This is a genomic window from Bradyrhizobium sp. 23 (assembly GCF_023073295.1).
Classification (GTDB): domain Bacteria; phylum Pseudomonadota; class Alphaproteobacteria; order Rhizobiales; family Xanthobacteraceae; genus Bradyrhizobium; species Bradyrhizobium canariense_D.
Map to the genome: position 1 here is coordinate 186,157 of NZ_JADPJF010000064.1, position 15,991 is coordinate 202,147.

The window sequence follows — 15,991 nt, forward strand, 5'->3', positions numbered from 1 at the left end:
GGCGCCGTCGCCAACCCGGACGCCGCTGGTTCACCTGTTCGACGAACCGCAGTTCAACCTGCAGGATGGCTATATCGGCTTCATGCTCGATTTCTTCCGCAAGCTGCGCGACGAGGGTCGGCTGGTCGTGCTCTGCATGCATCCGACGGCGGCCTGGCACCTCGACATCCTTGCCGAGATCGCCGGGCGATTCCTCTTTGTGGCCGGCGGTGGGGTGACACGCATGGCCGATTTCGGCGCTCTGGTCGCCGAGCCACGCTTCCGCTCCTATCTTGGGCCGGAGATGACAAAGGCGGCGGACGCGATTTGTCACCGAGCCACTCCCATCCCGACCTAGCGCAGAAAAAAGCGACCACAGGAGAATCCGTTGGCCTATTCGAACACCCAGCTTTTCATTGGCGGCAAATGGCGACCGGCCCATTCGGGCAAGGTGATCGAGGTCCGCAATCCCGCGACTGAAGAGGTGATCGGCACCGTCGCCCATGCCGGACGGTCCGACCTCGACGAGGCACTCGCCGCAGCCAGCGCCGGCTTCAAGATCTGGCGAAACGTTGCTCCCTTCGAGCGCTGCCGCATCATGCGCAAGGCGGCCGCGATCATGCGCGAGCGCAATGACGAGATCGCGCCGCTGCTCACGATGGAACAGGGCAAGACTCTTGGCGAGGCCAAGATGGAGGTGATGGCTGCCGCCGACGTGATCGAGTGGTTTGCGGAGGAAGCCAAACGCGCCTATGGCCGCCTGATCCCTGCGCGTGGGCCGGGCATCTACCAGCTCGCGATCAAGGAGCCGGTCGGCCCGGTTGCGGCGTTCACGCCCTGGAACTTTCCGATCAATCAGGTCGTGCGCAAGCTCTCCGCCGCACTCGGCGCCGGCTGCTCGATCATCGTCAAGGCCCCGGAGGAGACGCCGGCCTCGCCCGCACAGCTGATCCGCGCGTTTGCGGACGCTGGCGTGCCCGATGGCGTCATCAACCTTGTATACGGTATTCCCTCGGAGATCTCGGAATATCTCATTCCGCATCCGGTGATCCGCAAGATCTCGTTCACGGGCTCGACCCATGTCGGCAAGCAGCTCAATGCGCTCGCGGGCCTGCACATGAAGCGTGCCACCATGGAGCTCGGCGGTCATGCGCCGGCGATCGTTTTCAAGGACGCCGACGTCGCATCGGCCGCGAAAATTCTGGCGGCGGCAAAATATCGCAATGCCGGGCAGGTGTGCATCTCGCCGACGCGGATGCTGGTGCAGGATGACGTGTTCCGTGAATTCGTCGACACCTTTGTCGACAGCGCCAAGGCCTTCAAGGTCGGCAACGGCCTCGATCCCGACTCCAAAATGGGTTCGCTCGCCAATCCGCGCCGCGTCACCGCCATTGAGGGCATGGTGCAGGATGCCGTCGGCAAGGGTGCAAAGCTCGAGACCGGCGGTAAACGCGTCGGCAACAAGGGCCATTTCTTCGAGCCGACCGTAGTGAGCGACGTGCCGAAGGATGCGCGCGCCATGAACGAGGAGCCGTTCGGCCCGCTCGCGCTGATTTCACGCTTCTCGTCGTTCGACGAGGTGGTCGAGGAGGCCAACCGCTTGCCGTTCGGGCTGGCGTCCTACGCCTTCACAAGCTCGGCAAAGACGGCGGCTGCGATCGGTTCGGCAGTCGAAGCCGGCATGATGTCGATCAACAGTTTTGGTCTGGCGCTGCCCGAAGTGCCGTTCGGCGGCATCAAGGATTCCGGCTACGGCTCGGAGGGCGGCACCGAGGCGATGGAGGGTTATTTCAACACCAAGTTCATCAGCCAGACGGGCGTGTGACCGGCTGGGGATGCGCAGCTAGCGTTTGACGAAAACCAGATTGCAGGCCCGCGCCTCGTTGCGCTTGCCGGTTCCGCGGGTGCGATCGAACTGCGCATCGACCGTAAAGGCGTAGGGCGAGCCGGGCGCTAGATTGTTCAGCGTGTACGCGCTCGCTCCCGTCGTGCCGCGCGCGCTCAAGGTGGTCTTGCCGTCCGCCGGGATCTGGCCGTCGATCTCGAGCCGGTTGATGTTGTTGCCCGGACCCTGCGCCTCGGCATGAAGCACGCCGTTCGTGACGGTGGCGACCAGAGGTCTGGTGAAGCCCTGCGCCTTGCCGGTGGCCAAGCAGTTCAACGTCACGTCCCAGCTGCCGTCAAAATCCTTGCTTCCGCCGCTCCGGCCGTTGCCTGACGGCGCGAGCGCCACCTTCTGCTTCAGCCCCTCGATTCGAGCTTTGGCGAGCGTGGCGAAGATGCAATTCGGGAATCTCGCGAGGTGATCCTCGAAAGCGCCCAGCGTGCCGATGCCGTCGGCAGCCTTCCAGTGTGCTTCTGCTGCTGCGCAAGGGTCAGCCCGGGGCGCGGCTTGTGGCGCCGCCGGCGCCACCGTGACTGACACCGGTCCGTTCAGGTAGAACTTGCCGATGATCGACAGCGACAGCTCCGGGAGTTGGGTCTTGCCGCTGGAATCGTAGACGTCGCTGCTGATGTCGCGAAAGACTTCGCCGATCTCCTGCGGCTCCTCGATGTGCTTCAGGAACGCCGTCGTATAGGGGCTGTTGCGGCCGCTGCCATCGGCCGCCGTCTGCCCGGACTGGGTTGAGAACGACACGATCGTGCCGCGCGGTGCTTCGACTTTCGACAGGCCCCGCCCGATCGAGGCGCCGCGCGTCATGCCGGCGGAGCGTTTCAAGGTTTCGGCCAGCGGATTGTCGCGGCAGGAATCGAGGATGAGGATGCGCAGGTTCTTGGCCTGCTGCAGGTCGTTCACGATGTCGTCCACCCGCACGAAGCGCTTCAAATCGGCTTCGTCGCTCAGCACGGCATCGACAGGCATCAGATAGTTCACGCCGTTGTACTGCATCGCATGGCCGCTGTAGTAGAACATGGCGACGTCGGCTTTGCTCGCGGCGCGCGCGAAGCGGATGGTGAGGTCCTGCATGTCAGCTTGGCGCAGGTCGATGCCCTGGAGCACCTCGAAGCCGCTGCGCTTGAGCGAGGCGGCGACGTCTTCGGCATCGTGCGACGGGTTGGGAAGCTGCGCCGTACTGGCATAGGCGCCATTGCCGATCACCAGGGCGACGCGGGTTTCCGCCGATGCCGGCGCAACGGAAAGCCAGCAGGCCAGGAGGGCAAGGCAAAGTCCGGCCGGGCAAAATCTGGAAAGAGCACGCATGAATGCCTTCCAAGGAAATGTCGAAAAATATCCCTCCAGATTAGCGCATGCCGCGCCGACATCAATGCCCTGCCGGAGCACCGCTCAGATTTCCCGGCCGTGACATCCTGTCACGCCGGGCTCGCCGCCATCGTCTTGCGGACGGCCATTTCGGTCGCAATCGCGTCCCGCACGGCCGGTCGCGCCTGCATGCGCGCGAGATAGGCCGACAACGATGGCCATTGCGCGACGTCGATTCCCGCGGGACGGAGCAACAGCAAAGCCCAGGTGAGATGGGCATCCGCGACGGTGAAGCTGTCGCCGACGAGGAATTCGCGGTCCGTCAGATGCGCGGCAGGCATCGATAATGTCTGCGCTATCCTTGCACGCGGCTTGGCGAGCGAGGCGTCGTCCTTGTACCAGAAGGTTGGAAACAGGAACGCCTTGTGGATCTCGGCCCCGACGAAACTGAGCCATTCCTGGAGCCGATACCGGTCGGGATTTCCGAAGGCGGGTGCAAGGCCCGCCTGCGGCTTTAGGTCGGCGATGTATTGCAGCACCGCGGCGCTTTCGGTCAGCCGTTCGCCATTCTCCAGCACCAGGACCGGCACCGCGCCCTTTGGGGAAACGCCGAGGAAATCGCTGCCGTCGTCCACGACCTGCTTGGTCTGGAGATGGACCGGATGATAGCGGGCCTCGATGCCCGCTTCCATCAGCGCGATGCGGCTCGCAAGCGAGCAGGCCATCGGTGAGAAATAGAGTTGCAGCATCGCCTACGCTCCTTCAGGTCAACGTCTCGGTTTGTGCGATGATCGCAAACCGGTCCGACAATTCGGCCAGGGCGACCTCGTGGATGATCCTTGCGGATAGCGCTCCGCCGCGGCCGTCGGGAAGATCGCGTGTGGCGCAGGCATCGGCTGCGATCGTCGTGCGCAGGCCGAGGTCGAGCGCGGCGCGGGCGGTCGAGCTGATGCACATATGGGTCATGAAACCGGCCAGCACGATGTTCGTGCGTCCGGTTGCGGCCAGCCGGACTTGCAGGTCGGTGCCGGCAAAAGCGTTCGGCAGCGCCTTTTCGATCACGGCTTCGCTGGCGAGCGGCGCCACGTTCCTGACGATCGCGCCGCGCGCGGCCTCGCGGTCGAACAGGCTGCCGGCACGTCCCTTGTGCGCGATATGGAAGATCGCAGCGCCGCTCGCCCTCGCGCGGGCGAGCAGGCGCGCGGCGGCGGCGATTGCGGGCTCCGCGTCCGGCAAGGCGAGCGGCCCGGCGCAATATTCGTTCTGGATGTCGATTAGCACGAGGCAGGAATCGGCGAGCCTGGGCGGAGTGAGATCGGCGCCGGACAATTCAAGCAAGGTTTTTGGGGCGGTCATGCGGGTCGGGCCTTCCTAAGGCATATCGGATGGCGCCACAGTAGCGCGGCGGCGGCCTGCCAATGTGCAGGACTATTGCAGCATATGGCTGCAAATTTGCAGGAGCCCGTCGTGCCTGCTAGGCTCATCGCCATGAACTGGGACGATCTGCGCATCATCGCCGCGGTCAGGGACGAGGGCACCTATGCCGGCGCCAGCGCGCGGCTGCGCATCGACGAGACCACCGTCGGCCGCAGGCTCGCGCGCATCCAGCGCGATCTCGGCGTGCCGCTGTTCGATGCGGTGGACGGCCAGCGCCGGCCGACGCGGAGTTGCGAGGCGGTGCTGGCGCATGTCGAGGCGATGGCCGCACATGCCGCCGAGATCGGTCGCGTCGGCGAGAGTCTTGCAGGCCCGGTGGGACGCCTGCGTATCGCCTCCACCAACACGGTTGCCGAGGAGGTTCTGTCGCCTCGCGCGAGCGACTTCCTGCGCGCCAATTCCGGCCTGACGCTGCAATTCCTCACCTCGAGCGAGAACGTCAAGTTCTCGCGCTGGGAAGCCGATCTCGCTATCCGGCTGCGCAAGCCCGACAAGGGCGACTTCGCGATCTCCAGGCTCGGTGACGTCAAGCTCTATTATTTTGAGCCTGTCACGACCGAAGGCGAGCCGGTGCTGTGCGCCTATCCGGACGAACTCGGTGCCATTCCCGAGATGCAATTCCTGCGTATGAAGCAAGCCCACGCGCGCTGCGTTGCCGACAACGTTCGCGTCATCCGTAACCTGATCCGCGCGCATCAGGCCGCCGGCGTGTTGCCGGAGCATGTCTGCGCGGACTTACTTGGCGATCGCCGCCTGCGCGCCACGCTGCTGCCTGGGCGCCGCGACGTCTGGCTGCTGGTGCAGAACCATCTCAAGCGCGATCCGGCGACGCGGCTCACCATCGAATGGATCCGCCGCTGCTTCAGCGATCTCGCGCGCGGTTGATTGCGACCCGTGAACGCGATCCGCGCGCGGCGCGACCAAGTTATGGGATTGCGTACGCGCGAGGGTTGCGTAATCTCGCGACGACTACGGGCTTGATCAGGGCAGGCGCATGACCACTCTTCAGGAAACCATCCACCCGCAGGCCAAAGTGCGGGAATGGAAGGCGATCGTCATCCTGATCCTCCTGATTCCGGTGCTGTGGTCGCCGCCGTTCGTGTTTCGCATCTTCCTGTTTCAGCCGTTCAACATCCCTTCCGGCTCGATGACGCCGACGCTGGTCGTCGGCGACTACGTCTTCGCTGCAAAATATGCCTATGGCTATGGCCGTTATTCGTTTCCCTTCGCGCCGTCGTGGATCTCCGGGCGTTTCCGGGCCACCGATCCCGAGTATGGTGACGTCGTCGTGTTCCGGACGCCAAAGGACACCGCGGTCGACTATGTCAAGCGCGTGGTCGGGCTGCCCGGTGATCGCATCCAGATGCGGCAGGGCCAACTCATCCTCAATGACCGCCCGGTGACGCGCGTCGCTCTGAAGCAGGCATTCGCCGGCTCCACCTGCGGCGTGGATGACGGTGCGAAGGCCAAGCGCTGGCGCGAGACGCTGCCGAACGGCGCGTCCTACGTGACGCAGGACTTGTCGACAACGGCTACTACGACAACACCGACGTCTACACCGTGCCGCCGGGCCATTTCTTCGTGCTCGGCGACAATCGCGACAACTCGAGTGACAGCCGCGTGATGTCGTCGATCGGATTCGTGCCGATGGACAATCTGGTCGGCAAGGTGACGCGGATATTCTGGTCGCTCGACCAGCACGGCGAACCGCACATGGAGCGGCTGGGGAAGGTGTGGTGAAGCCCCACTGTCATTCCGGGCTCCGCGCTGCTCCGGGATGGGACCACCGAAGAAAAACAAAACCCCGGCATCGCTGCCGGGGTTTCGCATTTTGTCGTTTGCCGGAATGGCTGGATCAGAAATCCATGCCGCCCATGCCGCCGCCCGGGGGCATCGCCGGACCGGAGCCGCCCTTCTTGGGCAGCTCGGCGACCATGGCTTCCGTGGTGATCAAGAGCGCCGCAACCGAGGCTGCGTTCTGGATCGCGGTACGTACCACCTTGGTCGGGTCGATGATGCCCTTCTTGACGAGGTCAACATATTCGCCGGTCTGGGAGTCGAAGCCGTAGGCGTACGACTTGTTCTCGAGGACCTTGCCGACGATCACGGAGCCATCTTCACCGGCGTTGATCGCGATCTGGCGAGCGGGCGCGGAGAGCGCCTTGCGCACGATCTCGACGCCGGTCTTCTGGTCGTCGTTCTTGGTGCGCAGGCCCTTGAGCTGCTCGGAGGCACGGAGCAGGGCGACGCCGCCGCCCGGGACGATGCCTTCCTCGACCGCCGCGCGGGTCGCATGCATCGCGTCATCAACGCGATCCTTGCGCTCCTTCACCTCGACCTCGGTCGCGCCGCCGACGCGGATCACCGCGACGCCGCCTGCGAGCTTGGCAAGACGCTCCTGGAGCTTCTCACGGTCGTAGTCCGAGGTGGTTTCCTCGATCTGCGCCTTGATCTGCGACACGCGCGCTTCGATGTCGGCCTTCTTGCCGGCGCCGTTGACGATCGTGGTGTTCTCCTTGTCGATCATCACCTTCTTGGCGCGACCGAGCATGTTGAGCGTGACGTTCTCGAGCTTGATGCCGAGATCTTCCGAGATCGCCTGGCCACCGGTCAGGATCGCGATGTCCTGCAGCATGGCCTTGCGGCGATCGCCGAAGCCCGGAGCCTTGACGGCCGCGACCTTCAGGCCGCCACGGAGACGGTTCACGACCAGGGTGGCAAGCGCTTCGCCTTCGACGTCCTCGGCGACGATGACCAGCGGCTTGCCGGTCTGCACCACGGCCTCGAGCAGCGGCAGCAGCTCGTTCAGCGAGGAGAGCTTCTTCTCGTTGATGAGGATGTAGGCGTCGTCCATCTCAACGCGCATCTTGTCGGCGTTGGTGACGAAGTAGGGCGAGATGTAGCCGCGGTCGAACTGCATGCCCTCGACGACGTCGAGCTCGGTCTCGAGCGACTTGGCTTCCTCGACGGTGATGACACCCTCGTTGCCGACCTTCTTCATGGCGTCGGCGAGGAACTTGCCGATCTCCGCGTCACCGTTGGCCGAGATGGTGCCGACCTGGGCGATCTCGTCGTTCGAGGTCACCTTCTTGGAGTTCTTGACGAGGTCCGCAACGACGGCTTCGACCGCGAGATCGATACCGCGCTTCAGATCCATCGGGTTCATGCCGGCGGCAACCGACTTGGCGCCTTCGCGCACGATCGCCTGGGCCAGCACGGTCGCGGTGGTGGTGCCGTCGCCGGCCGCGTCAGCGGACTTGGAGGCGACTTCGCGCACCATCTGCGCGCCCATGTTCTCGAACTTGTCCTCGAGCTCGATCTCCTTGGCGACGGTGACGCCGTCCTTGGTGATGCGGGGAGCGCCGAACGACTTGTCGAGCACGACGTTGCGGCCCTTCGGACCGAGCGTGACCTTCACCGCGTTGGCGAGAATGTCGACGCCGCGAAGCATCTTGTCGCGCGCATCGACCGAGAATTTGACTTCTTTAGCTGCCATCTGGATTTTTTCCTTAGGTGTTTAACTGGATAAGAGAGGGGCTCTTAGGCCGCCTTCTTCTTGGAAGCGGGGACGTCGAGGACGCCCATGATGTCGCTTTCCTTCATGATCAGCAGGTCGACGTTGTCGATCTTGACCTCGGTGCCGGACCACTTACCGAACAGCACGCGGTCGCCGACCTTCAGGTCGATCGGGATCAGCTTGCCAGCTTCGTCGCGGCCACCCGGGCCGACGGCGACGATCTCGCCCTGCGAGGGCTTTTCCTTCGCCGTGTCGGGAATGATGATGCCGCCAGCGGTCTTCTCTTCTGCGTCGATGCGCTTGACCACGACGCGGTCGTGAAGCGGACGGAAATTCATGCAGTTCTCCTAAGCTTTTGCACGATTTGGGAATTTTGGGTTGTTAGCAGTCTGCGCCGGCGAGTGCCAGCGCAGGCACTACTGAGATAAGGCAGGATTTTGGCGGGAGCAAGGGCTTGTAGCAGAAAAATAGCACTCGGAGTCGCCGCCTGCCAAAATCTCTTTCCATCGTTAATCGCGCTCGGCGCAGTATTAGCACGGAACTAGATCTGCTGCTAACGCATTGAATTTCAACAGCTTGTTAAACTTTTGGGCTTGAGATGGATTGTCAGTTTGCGTCACATTTCTCTCATGTGAGCGCATCAGTAGCGGGTGGCTCTTAAGGCGCACCGGAAAGCCACCCCTTGAATGCGCTCCTGCAAAGGAGGTTGGCATGGGCTTGCGGAGTGGAGCCGTTTCGGACGATTTCCGGAAACAGCTGCTGGGTTACGGAATGACGACGGCGCAGATTCTCTATCGGATGCCGGATCATCCCTCGCTGCTCCAGACTTACGTCTGGCAGGACTACGACATGTTTCCGAAATTTCCGGCGCTGAAGGATTTTCTGGCGTTCTGGCAGGAAAAGCTCGACGGTCCGCTTCACTCGGTGACAGTGGCGCATTCCAAGCTGATCAAGCCGGCCGAGTTGCGCGCGGTGGACGGCGTATTCCGGCTGCATTGAAGGGCGGAGCTGTAGGGTGGGTTAGCGTCAGTGTAACCCCCCATGCTTCAAAGATTGCGCAAGGAAGTGGTGGGTACGTTAGCGCTAACCCACCCTGCGATTTCGCATTCTGTGCTAGCCTCTCCCCATAACAACAGGGGAGGCCGCCCATGGCCAAGAAAGCAAAATCGCGCAGCGCATCGCAAGCCGCGGTGAAGAAGCGTAGCGGGGCCAAACCCGCAGCACGATCCACGGCGCGCAAGGCGGTGAAGGCAAAAGCCCCCACGACAACGGCAAAGTCATCCGTCAAGAAACCGGCGCGGCCCAAGCAGCGCATTGCGATCAGCCATCACCGCGAGGAAGACTTCAAAGCCGACGGTCTGCGTACCTACGCGAAATATCGCGACCTCGGCATCGCCGCCGCCAGCCAGGGCCTCGCGCAGGCGCACGTGATCCGGCTGCAAGGCCCCTGCAATCCGGACGAAGTGTCGAAGCTGCACTTTCACGACGTCGAATTCCAGATGGTCTACGTGCTCAAGGGCTGGGTGAAGACCTATATGGACGGAGAGGGCGAGACGCTGATGAAAGAAGGTAGCGCCTGGACCCAGCCGCCGAAGATCAAGCACATGATCCTGGACTATTCGGACGACGTCGAGCTGCTGGAGGTGATCCTGCCGGCGGAGTTCAGGACCGTGGAGTTGAAGGCGTAGGCGAGGCGGAGATCAGCCGCCGTCGTTGCAATAGCGTTTCCACATCGCGCGATAGGCATCGTCCACCGCTTGCACGTATGAGATTGGGTTGCCGGCGGCGGCAGCCCTGATCTGTCCGGGCAGTTCGCTGCGCAACTTATCGAGCTCGCCGATCTGCAACCCACGGCTCGCTGCGATTTCGACATAGGCCTCATCGCTGTCCGCGACCCACTCCGGCAGGCCCAGCGCGGTGAGGATGGAGCCGGCAGCACGGCTCGGCAGGCTGTGACCGAGCTTCGCCACCACCGGCACGCCCATCTGCAAGGCTTCCCACGTGCTGACGCCGCCATTCTGCGGGAATGGGTCGAGGCCAATATCGACGCGATTGAACGTTGCCAGATGTTCGTCTCGCGACGTGGCTCCGAGCAGATCGACGCGTTCGGCCGGCAATCGGCAAGCGGCAAACCGCGCCAGCAGATTGTCGCGGACCAGCTGGGCGTCCAGTGCAGTATCCTTGATCAGCAGTCGCGAACCGGCACCCGCTCGACAATCCTGGACCAGACTCCCACCGCCTCGTTCGAAATCTTGCTGATGCGGTTGAAGACACCGAACGTGATGAAGCCGTTCGCAAGCGCCGGCGTCGGCGCTCGCGCAATCCCGGCCGGTAGCGGCGCCAGCGTCACAAAGCACGGCAGGTCAACGATGGTCTCCGCAAACAGATGCCGAACCGCGGCAGGAATGGCGACCGGGTCCGAGAATAGATAATCGATCGTTGGCAGCCCGGTGCCGGTACCGTGGCCCCAGCCATGCGCCTGAACAGGTGCCGGTTTGCGCGCAAACACACCGAGGCGGTTTCCGCTGGTGTGGCCGGACAGATCGATCAGGATATCGACGCCATCGGCGCGGATCTGAGCGGCGAGGCGATCGTCGGACCATTGCGAGGCGTCGCGCCAGCGATCGGCGATCCCCTGAAACTCACGGGTCGTCGCGTCCGTTCTCGGTGAACAGGCGTAGCACACGATCTCGAACTGTGCCCGATCATGGTGCTGCAGGACCGGCTTGAAAATGAACGCCGCTGAATGTGTGTGAAAATCCGACGAGACATAACCCAGCACCAGACGGCGATCCGGATCGCGGCTGTTCTCATGCGATCCCGCCGCTGCTGAGGCGATCTTCGCACCGATCTGCTCCCACCATACATGTCGCGCTTGCTGATGCTGCGCAACGCTGGCGTCGGCCATGAAATCGAGGGTGAATATCTTGCTGGAGATCGTGCTCTGATCAGGCTCGATGTCGAGAGCTCTGTCGAAACTGGCGAGGGCTTCGTCGACCCGGCCAAGTGCCGCGAGACATTGGCCGAGCAGGCTGTGGGCCTGAGAGAAGCCGGGATCGGCCGCGAGAGCCTTCTCGCAATCGGACAATGCTTCGGCAACTTGCCGGGTCAGGAGCAAGATACTGGCCCGCCAGAGCCATCCATTCGCGTCGTCGGGTGCGAGGGCGATTGCGCGATTGCAATCCGCCATGGCTTCGTCAAATCGCTGAAGCTCCCGCAATGCAACGGCGCGGGTCGACAGCGCCGAGGCGTAGTCAGGCTTGATCGATAGCGCGCGGTTTAAGCTTGCGATCGCTTCGTCATAGGCGCGCACACGGCAGAGCGCCCAACCCCGGCCGTTATGGGCTTCGGAAAGTCTTCCGTCGATTGCGAGCGCCTTGTCGTAGCTCTCGAGCGCTTCCTGGTAAAGTTCAAGGGCCGCGCTTGCGTTGCCGAGATTGGACAGGGCCAAGGCGTAGTTGGGTCGAAGGGCGAGGGCCTTCCGATAGCTCTCGCGGGCCTCATTGTGACGTTTCAGCCCGTTGAGCGCGACGCCCAGGCTCATATGGGCTTCGGCAGATCGCGGATCCAAGGCCACCGCTCGGCTCAGCAAAATTTGCGCCTGCCGATAGTTTTTGGATTCAGACTCCAAAGCGCCCAGCAAATGCAGCGCGATGAATTGGTCGGGCGCAAGCTCCAGGAGTTCGCGATAGGCCGTCTTTGCCTCGGGGAGAAGTCCCGCCTTGTGCAGCTGGAGGGCGCGCGCGAGCAACGGCCCTAGCTCGGCTTTTTGCCGTTTCTGAAGCCGGGCATTTTGAAATGCCCGCTGGCCTGCGCTGTTGCTCATGAATCAATTCCAGCCGAATCTCCTGAAGAGATTAACATGGAAGGATTGTCGCGATTGCGCTGCGCCCCATCGGAGCTGCGAGGGCGCCAGCCTCACACAAGCTTCACGTCAACACCCCCACCACTGCTCCCATCAGGCACGTCGTCAGCGTTCCCGACACGATCGACTTCAGCCCGAGCGCATTGATTTCCTCGCGCCGTTCCGGCGCCATCACGCCGAGACCGCCGATCATGATGCCGAGGCTGGCGAAATTGGCGAAGCCGCACATCGCATAGAGCATGATCAGGCGCGAGCGCGGATCGAGCGTGCCGGGCGGCAGCTTCGAGAAGTCGACATAGGCGATCAGCTCGTTCAGCACGGTTTTCGTGCCCATCAGGCTGCCGGCGGTGATCGCCTGATCCCACGGCAATCCCATGAGCCAGCACACCGGCGCCATCACGAGGCCGAGCAGGCGCTGCAACGAGATCGCAGCGCCGCCGACATCAGGCAGCAGGCCGAGGATCGCATTGACGAGATAGACCAGCGCCACCAGCACCAGCAGCATGGCGACGATGTTGATCAGCAGCTCGATCCCCGCGCCCGTCCCTTTCACGATCGCGTCCATCGTGCTGGAGACCTCCATCTCGGGAGCCTCCAGCGCGCCGGCGGTGCGCTTGTCGGATGTCTCCGGCACCATGATGAGGCTGACCAGGATCGCGGCCGGGGCACCCAGCACCGAGGCGATGACGAAATGGGCGGCTGCGTCGGGAATGAGGGGAGCAAGGAGCGTCGCATACAGCACCAGCACCGTGCCGGCGATGCCGGCCATGCCGCCGGTCATCACCAGGAACAACTCGCTGCGGGTCATTTGCGCGAGATAAGGCCGCACGAACAGCGGCGCCTCGACCATGCCGAGAAAGATGTTGGCGGCGGTCGAGAGTCCGACCGCGCCGCCGACGCCGAGCGTCCGCTCCAGCAGCCAGGCCATGCCGCGCACGACCGGCGGCAGCACGCGCCAATAGAACAAGAGCGTCGTCAGCACGCTCATGACCAGCACGATCGGCAGCGCCTGGAACGCCAGGACGAAATCGGCACCCGGTGCTTTCAGGTCGAAGGGCAGGGGACCGCCGCCGACATAGCCGAACACGAAGGAGGAGCCGGCGCGCGAGGCCGCCGAGATCGCGCCCACCGCGTCGTTGATGGCACCGAACGCGCGCGCGACGACGGGCACCTTCAGGAGAACGATCGCGGTGACGAAGGTGGCGACGAGGCCGATCGCCGCCTGGCGCAGCGAGGCCGCGCGGCGATTCTCGCTCAGGACCAAGGCGATCAACAGCAATGCGAAAACGCCGAGTGCCGATTGCAGCCGCAGCATGATGTCCCCAAACCCCGATGATTATGGCCACCCCTGCGTTGCAAACGCAATGCCGGGAGATTGTCGAAGCGTCTCGCTGTTGACAAGCAGGTCCGCGTCAGCCACGCGGAGCACGTCGACATCAGGAGCCGGATAGCCCGAGCGTGACCGAAGAGGCGATGCCAGACCAGCCCATATCGGGAAACCCGCCGGTCAGTGCCCGCGCGCTCCTCTCCCATCGCGCCTTTCTGTTCTTTCTGCTCTCGCGCAGCCTGTCGCGTTTCTCCAGCCAGATTGCGGCGGTCGCGATCGGCTGGCAGATCTACGATCTCACCGGCTCGGCCTTCGATCTCGGCATGGTCGGCCTCGTGCAATTCCTGCCCACGGCGCTGCTGGTGTTCATCGCCGGCCATGCCGCCGACCGCTACGAGCGCAAGCGCGTGGTCCAGCTCTGCCAACTCGTGGAAGCAGCGACCGCGCTCTATCTCGGCGTCATCACCTATCTCGGCTTGGTCAGCGAAGTTCAGATTTTCGTGGCCACCTTCGTGCTCGGCATTGCCGGCGCGTTCGAGAGCCCGACCACCGCGGCGCTGCTGCCGGCGATCGCGCCGCAGGGCTCGCTCCAGCGCGCCACCGCCGTCTCCAGCGGTGCGGCGCAGGTCGCGACCATTACCGGTCCGGCGCTAGGCGGTTTTGCCTACGCGGTTGCGCCGCATCTCGCCTACGCGGTCATGGTGCTGTTCTGGATCTTCGGGATGATCCTGACCGGCTTCATCCGCCCGCGCCCGCAGGCGATCGCCAAGGACATGGCGGGCGCCGACAATATCTTCGCCGGCGTCCGCTTCATCCGCGGCAATCCCGCGATCCTCGGCACTATCTCGCTCGATCTGTTCGCGGTCCTGTTCGGCGGCGTCGCCGCGCTTCTGCCGATCTATGCCCGAGATATCCTCCAGACCGGTCCGATGGGGCTCGGGATCCTGCGCGCCGCGCCCGCGGTCGGCGCGCTGCTGATGACCATGGTGCTGGCCCGTCACGCCATTTCGCGGCATGTGGGCCTGCGCATGTTTCAGGCAGTGATCGTGTTCGGCGTCGCAACGATCGTGTTCGCGCTGTCGTCCTGGATGTGGCTCTCGGTGCTCGCGCTCGCCGTTCTCGGCGCGGCCGATACGATCAGCGTCGTGATCCGCTTCTCGCTGGTGCAGCTCGCGACGCCCGACGAGATGCGTGGCCGGGTCGGTGCGGTGAACTTCCTCTTCATCAACGCCTCCAACCAGCTCGGCCAGTTCGAGAGCGGGGTGGCCGCCGCACTGTTCGGCGCCATGCCGGCAGCCGTGCTGGGCGGCGTCTGCACGGTCGCGGTGGCGCTGTTGTGGATGCAGCTGTTCCCGAGCCTGCGGCAGGTGGAGAGGCTGGAGTAGGAGAAGGTCTCGTGTCCCGGACGCGGTGCAGCGCGCAAGCGGTGCGCCGCTGAGCCGGGACCCATGTTGTCGCAAGCAACGTCGGAGAGTGATGGGCCTCGGCTCAGCAGCGCGTCATTTCATGCCGCGCAGCACCCGGGGCACGTGATTAGCAGTCCGGATTGCTTCGTTTTGCTCGCAATGACGACTGCGGAAATACCGTAGATGAATCAATAGGGCGCCTACTGTGCATGGGGTTGTTTTCGCGTTTTTTGATTCAGCCCCGTCCCACGAACGGCATCTTGGTTGCCATGACGGTCATGGTCAGCACGTTGGCATCGAGGGGCAGGCCGGCCATGTAGGCGACGGCATCGCCGACCGCCTTCGCATCCATGCGCGGCTCCTGCTTCGACGTGCCGTCGGGCTGCAGCACGCCGGGGCCGTTGACCATGCGGTCGGTCATGGGCGTTGCGGCGTTGCCGATGTCGACCTGGCCGACCGCGATGTCGTACATGCGGCCGTCGAGGTTGGAGGCCTTGGTGAGGCCGGTGATGGCGTGCTTGGTCGAGGTATAGGCCGCCGAGAACGGCCGCGGCGCATGCGCCGAGATCGAGCCGTTGTTGATGATGCGGCCGCCGCGCGGGCTCTGGTCCTTCATGATGCGGAAGGCGTGCTGGGTGCACAGGAACGGGCCGGTGAGATTGGTGTTCACCACCGCCTGCCACTGCTCGAGGCTGAGATCCTCGAAATTCACCGGCGGGGCGCCCATGCCGGCATTGTTGAAGAGCACGTCGAGCCGGCCATAGGTGGCCTTCACCTTGTCGAACAGTGCCGCAATCGAGTCCGGCTTGGTCATGTCGGCGGTGACGCAGAGGCTTTTTCCCGCGGGACCGAGTTTGGCCGTCTCCTCGAGCATGTCAGGCCGGCGCCCGACCAGCACCACAGTGAAGCCTATGTTCATCAGCGCCAGCGAAGCCGCGCGCCCGACTCCAGTGCCGGCGCCCGTCACCACTGCGATCTTTTTCGCTTCACTCATCGTTTCCTGCCTTTTCTCTTGATCTGTCAGGTTTTGGATTCTTTTTCGATCTTGTAGGGCGGCCGCGGAATGTTCTGATGTGCAGCGCGCAAGGCCGCCGACCAGCGCGAGCGCAAATCGTGGAAATAGGGCTCGCCCGCCTCGATGCGGTGGTTGAGGTCGGCCTCGCAGGCGTCGGCGCGCACCACCAGAACGTCGATCGGCAGGCCGACGCCGAGATTCGAGCGCATGGTCGAATCCATCGAGATCAGCCCGGTCTTCAGC

General features: G+C 63.8%; 14 protein-coding genes and 3 pseudogenes. 7 read left to right on the top strand and 10 right to left on the bottom strand.

Going from position 1 to position 15,991, the window contains the following annotated elements; all coding sequences use genetic code 11:
- Together IVB32_RS15980 and IVB32_RS15985 are read left to right on the top strand one after the other, a co-directional pair.
- Positions 1-337 (top strand): annotated as a pseudogene (locus tag IVB32_RS15980) (hypothetical protein); the annotation flags it as partial.
- Positions 338-367: 30 nt separating this feature from the next.
- Positions 368-1,804, top strand: coding sequence for an NAD-dependent succinate-semialdehyde dehydrogenase (locus IVB32_RS15985; RefSeq protein ID WP_247368102.1), 1,437 nt, complete (start codon positions 368-370; stop codon positions 1,802-1,804).
- An 18-nt stretch (positions 1,805-1,822) separates the two neighbouring features.
- Here IVB32_RS15985 and IVB32_RS15990 read toward each other — a convergent pair whose 3' ends face one another.
- The 3 genes from IVB32_RS15990 to IVB32_RS16000 all read right to left on the bottom strand — a co-directional run bounded on the left by IVB32_RS15990 (position 1,823) and on the right by IVB32_RS16000 (position 4,537).
- Complete coding sequence (locus tag IVB32_RS15990) at positions 1,823-3,181, bottom strand: caspase family protein (protein WP_204511619.1); 1,359 nt, start codon at positions 3,179-3,181, stop codon at positions 1,823-1,825.
- Between the two features lie 110 nt (positions 3,182-3,291).
- On the bottom strand, positions 3,292-3,930 hold the full coding sequence (locus IVB32_RS15995; protein ID WP_085361708.1) for a glutathione binding-like protein: 639 nt from the start codon (positions 3,928-3,930) through the stop codon (positions 3,292-3,294).
- Positions 3,931-3,943: 13 nt separating this feature from the next.
- Complete coding sequence (locus IVB32_RS16000; protein WP_204511618.1) at positions 3,944-4,537, bottom strand: cysteine hydrolase family protein; 594 nt, start codon at positions 4,535-4,537, stop codon at positions 3,944-3,946.
- 132 nt (positions 4,538-4,669) lie between these two features.
- Here IVB32_RS16000 and IVB32_RS16005 point away from each other — a divergent pair, with 132 nt between their 5' ends.
- Both IVB32_RS16005 and lepB read left to right on the top strand, forming a co-directional pair.
- Entirely contained in the window at positions 4,670-5,503 is an 834-nt protein-coding gene (locus IVB32_RS16005) for a LysR family transcriptional regulator (RefSeq protein ID WP_247368304.1), read from the top strand.
- A 109-nt stretch (positions 5,504-5,612) separates the two neighbouring features.
- Positions 5,613-6,358: pseudogene (lepB, locus tag IVB32_RS16010) on the top strand (signal peptidase I).
- 115 nt (positions 6,359-6,473) lie between these two features.
- Here the strand turns inward: lepB and groL are convergent.
- A complete protein-coding gene (gene groL / locus IVB32_RS16015) occupies positions 6,474-8,114 on the bottom strand; it encodes a chaperonin GroEL (protein ID WP_085351091.1) in 1,641 nt (546 codons plus the stop codon).
- A gap of 44 nt (positions 8,115-8,158) precedes the next feature.
- On the bottom strand, positions 8,159-8,473 hold the full coding sequence (locus IVB32_RS16020) for a co-chaperone GroES (RefSeq protein WP_007611913.1): 315 nt from the start codon (positions 8,471-8,473) through the stop codon (positions 8,159-8,161).
- 373 nt (positions 8,474-8,846) lie between these two features.
- Here IVB32_RS16020 and IVB32_RS16025 point away from each other — a divergent pair, with 373 nt between their 5' ends.
- Together IVB32_RS16025 and IVB32_RS16030 are read left to right on the top strand one after the other, a co-directional pair.
- Complete coding sequence (locus tag IVB32_RS16025; RefSeq protein ID WP_007611911.1) at positions 8,847-9,134, top strand: usg protein; 288 nt, start codon at positions 8,847-8,849, stop codon at positions 9,132-9,134.
- A gap of 149 nt (positions 9,135-9,283) precedes the next feature.
- Positions 9,284-9,823 carry a cupin domain-containing protein gene (locus IVB32_RS16030; protein WP_247371583.1) on the top strand — a complete coding sequence of 180 codons (540 nt, stop codon included), beginning with the start codon at positions 9,284-9,286 and terminating at the stop codon, positions 9,821-9,823.
- Between the two features lie 12 nt (positions 9,824-9,835).
- Here the strand turns inward: IVB32_RS16030 and IVB32_RS16035 are convergent, their stop codons facing one another.
- The 3 genes from IVB32_RS16035 to IVB32_RS16045 all read right to left on the bottom strand — a co-directional run bounded on the left by IVB32_RS16035 (position 9,836) and on the right by IVB32_RS16045 (position 13,315).
- On the bottom strand, positions 9,836-10,252 hold the full coding sequence (locus IVB32_RS16035) for a hypothetical protein (RefSeq protein ID WP_247371586.1): 417 nt from the start codon (positions 10,250-10,252) through the stop codon (positions 9,836-9,838).
- A 68-nt stretch (positions 10,253-10,320) separates the two neighbouring features.
- Complete coding sequence (locus IVB32_RS16040; protein ID WP_247410723.1) at positions 10,321-11,778, bottom strand: tetratricopeptide repeat protein; 1,458 nt, start codon at positions 11,776-11,778, stop codon at positions 10,321-10,323.
- Between the two features lie 286 nt (positions 11,779-12,064).
- Positions 12,065-13,315, bottom strand: coding sequence for a nucleoside transporter C-terminal domain-containing protein (locus tag IVB32_RS16045; protein ID WP_018455299.1), 1,251 nt, complete (start codon positions 13,313-13,315; stop codon positions 12,065-12,067).
- 158 nt (positions 13,316-13,473) lie between these two features.
- Between IVB32_RS16045 and IVB32_RS16050 the strand changes: the two genes are divergently transcribed.
- Positions 13,474-14,712 (top strand): MFS transporter, encoded by a 1,239-nt coding sequence (locus IVB32_RS16050; RefSeq protein ID WP_247371593.1) that lies wholly within the window; start codon positions 13,474-13,476, stop codon positions 14,710-14,712.
- 256 nt (positions 14,713-14,968) lie between these two features.
- Here the strand turns inward: IVB32_RS16050 and IVB32_RS16055 are convergent, their stop codons facing one another.
- Both IVB32_RS16055 and IVB32_RS16060 read right to left on the bottom strand, forming a co-directional pair.
- Positions 14,969-15,727 carry an SDR family oxidoreductase gene (locus IVB32_RS16055; RefSeq protein ID WP_085361712.1) on the bottom strand — a complete coding sequence of 253 codons (759 nt, stop codon included), beginning with the start codon at positions 15,725-15,727 and terminating at the stop codon, positions 14,969-14,971.
- 26 nt (positions 15,728-15,753) lie between these two features.
- Positions 15,754-15,991, bottom strand: a pseudogene (locus IVB32_RS16060) (peptidase); the annotation flags it as partial.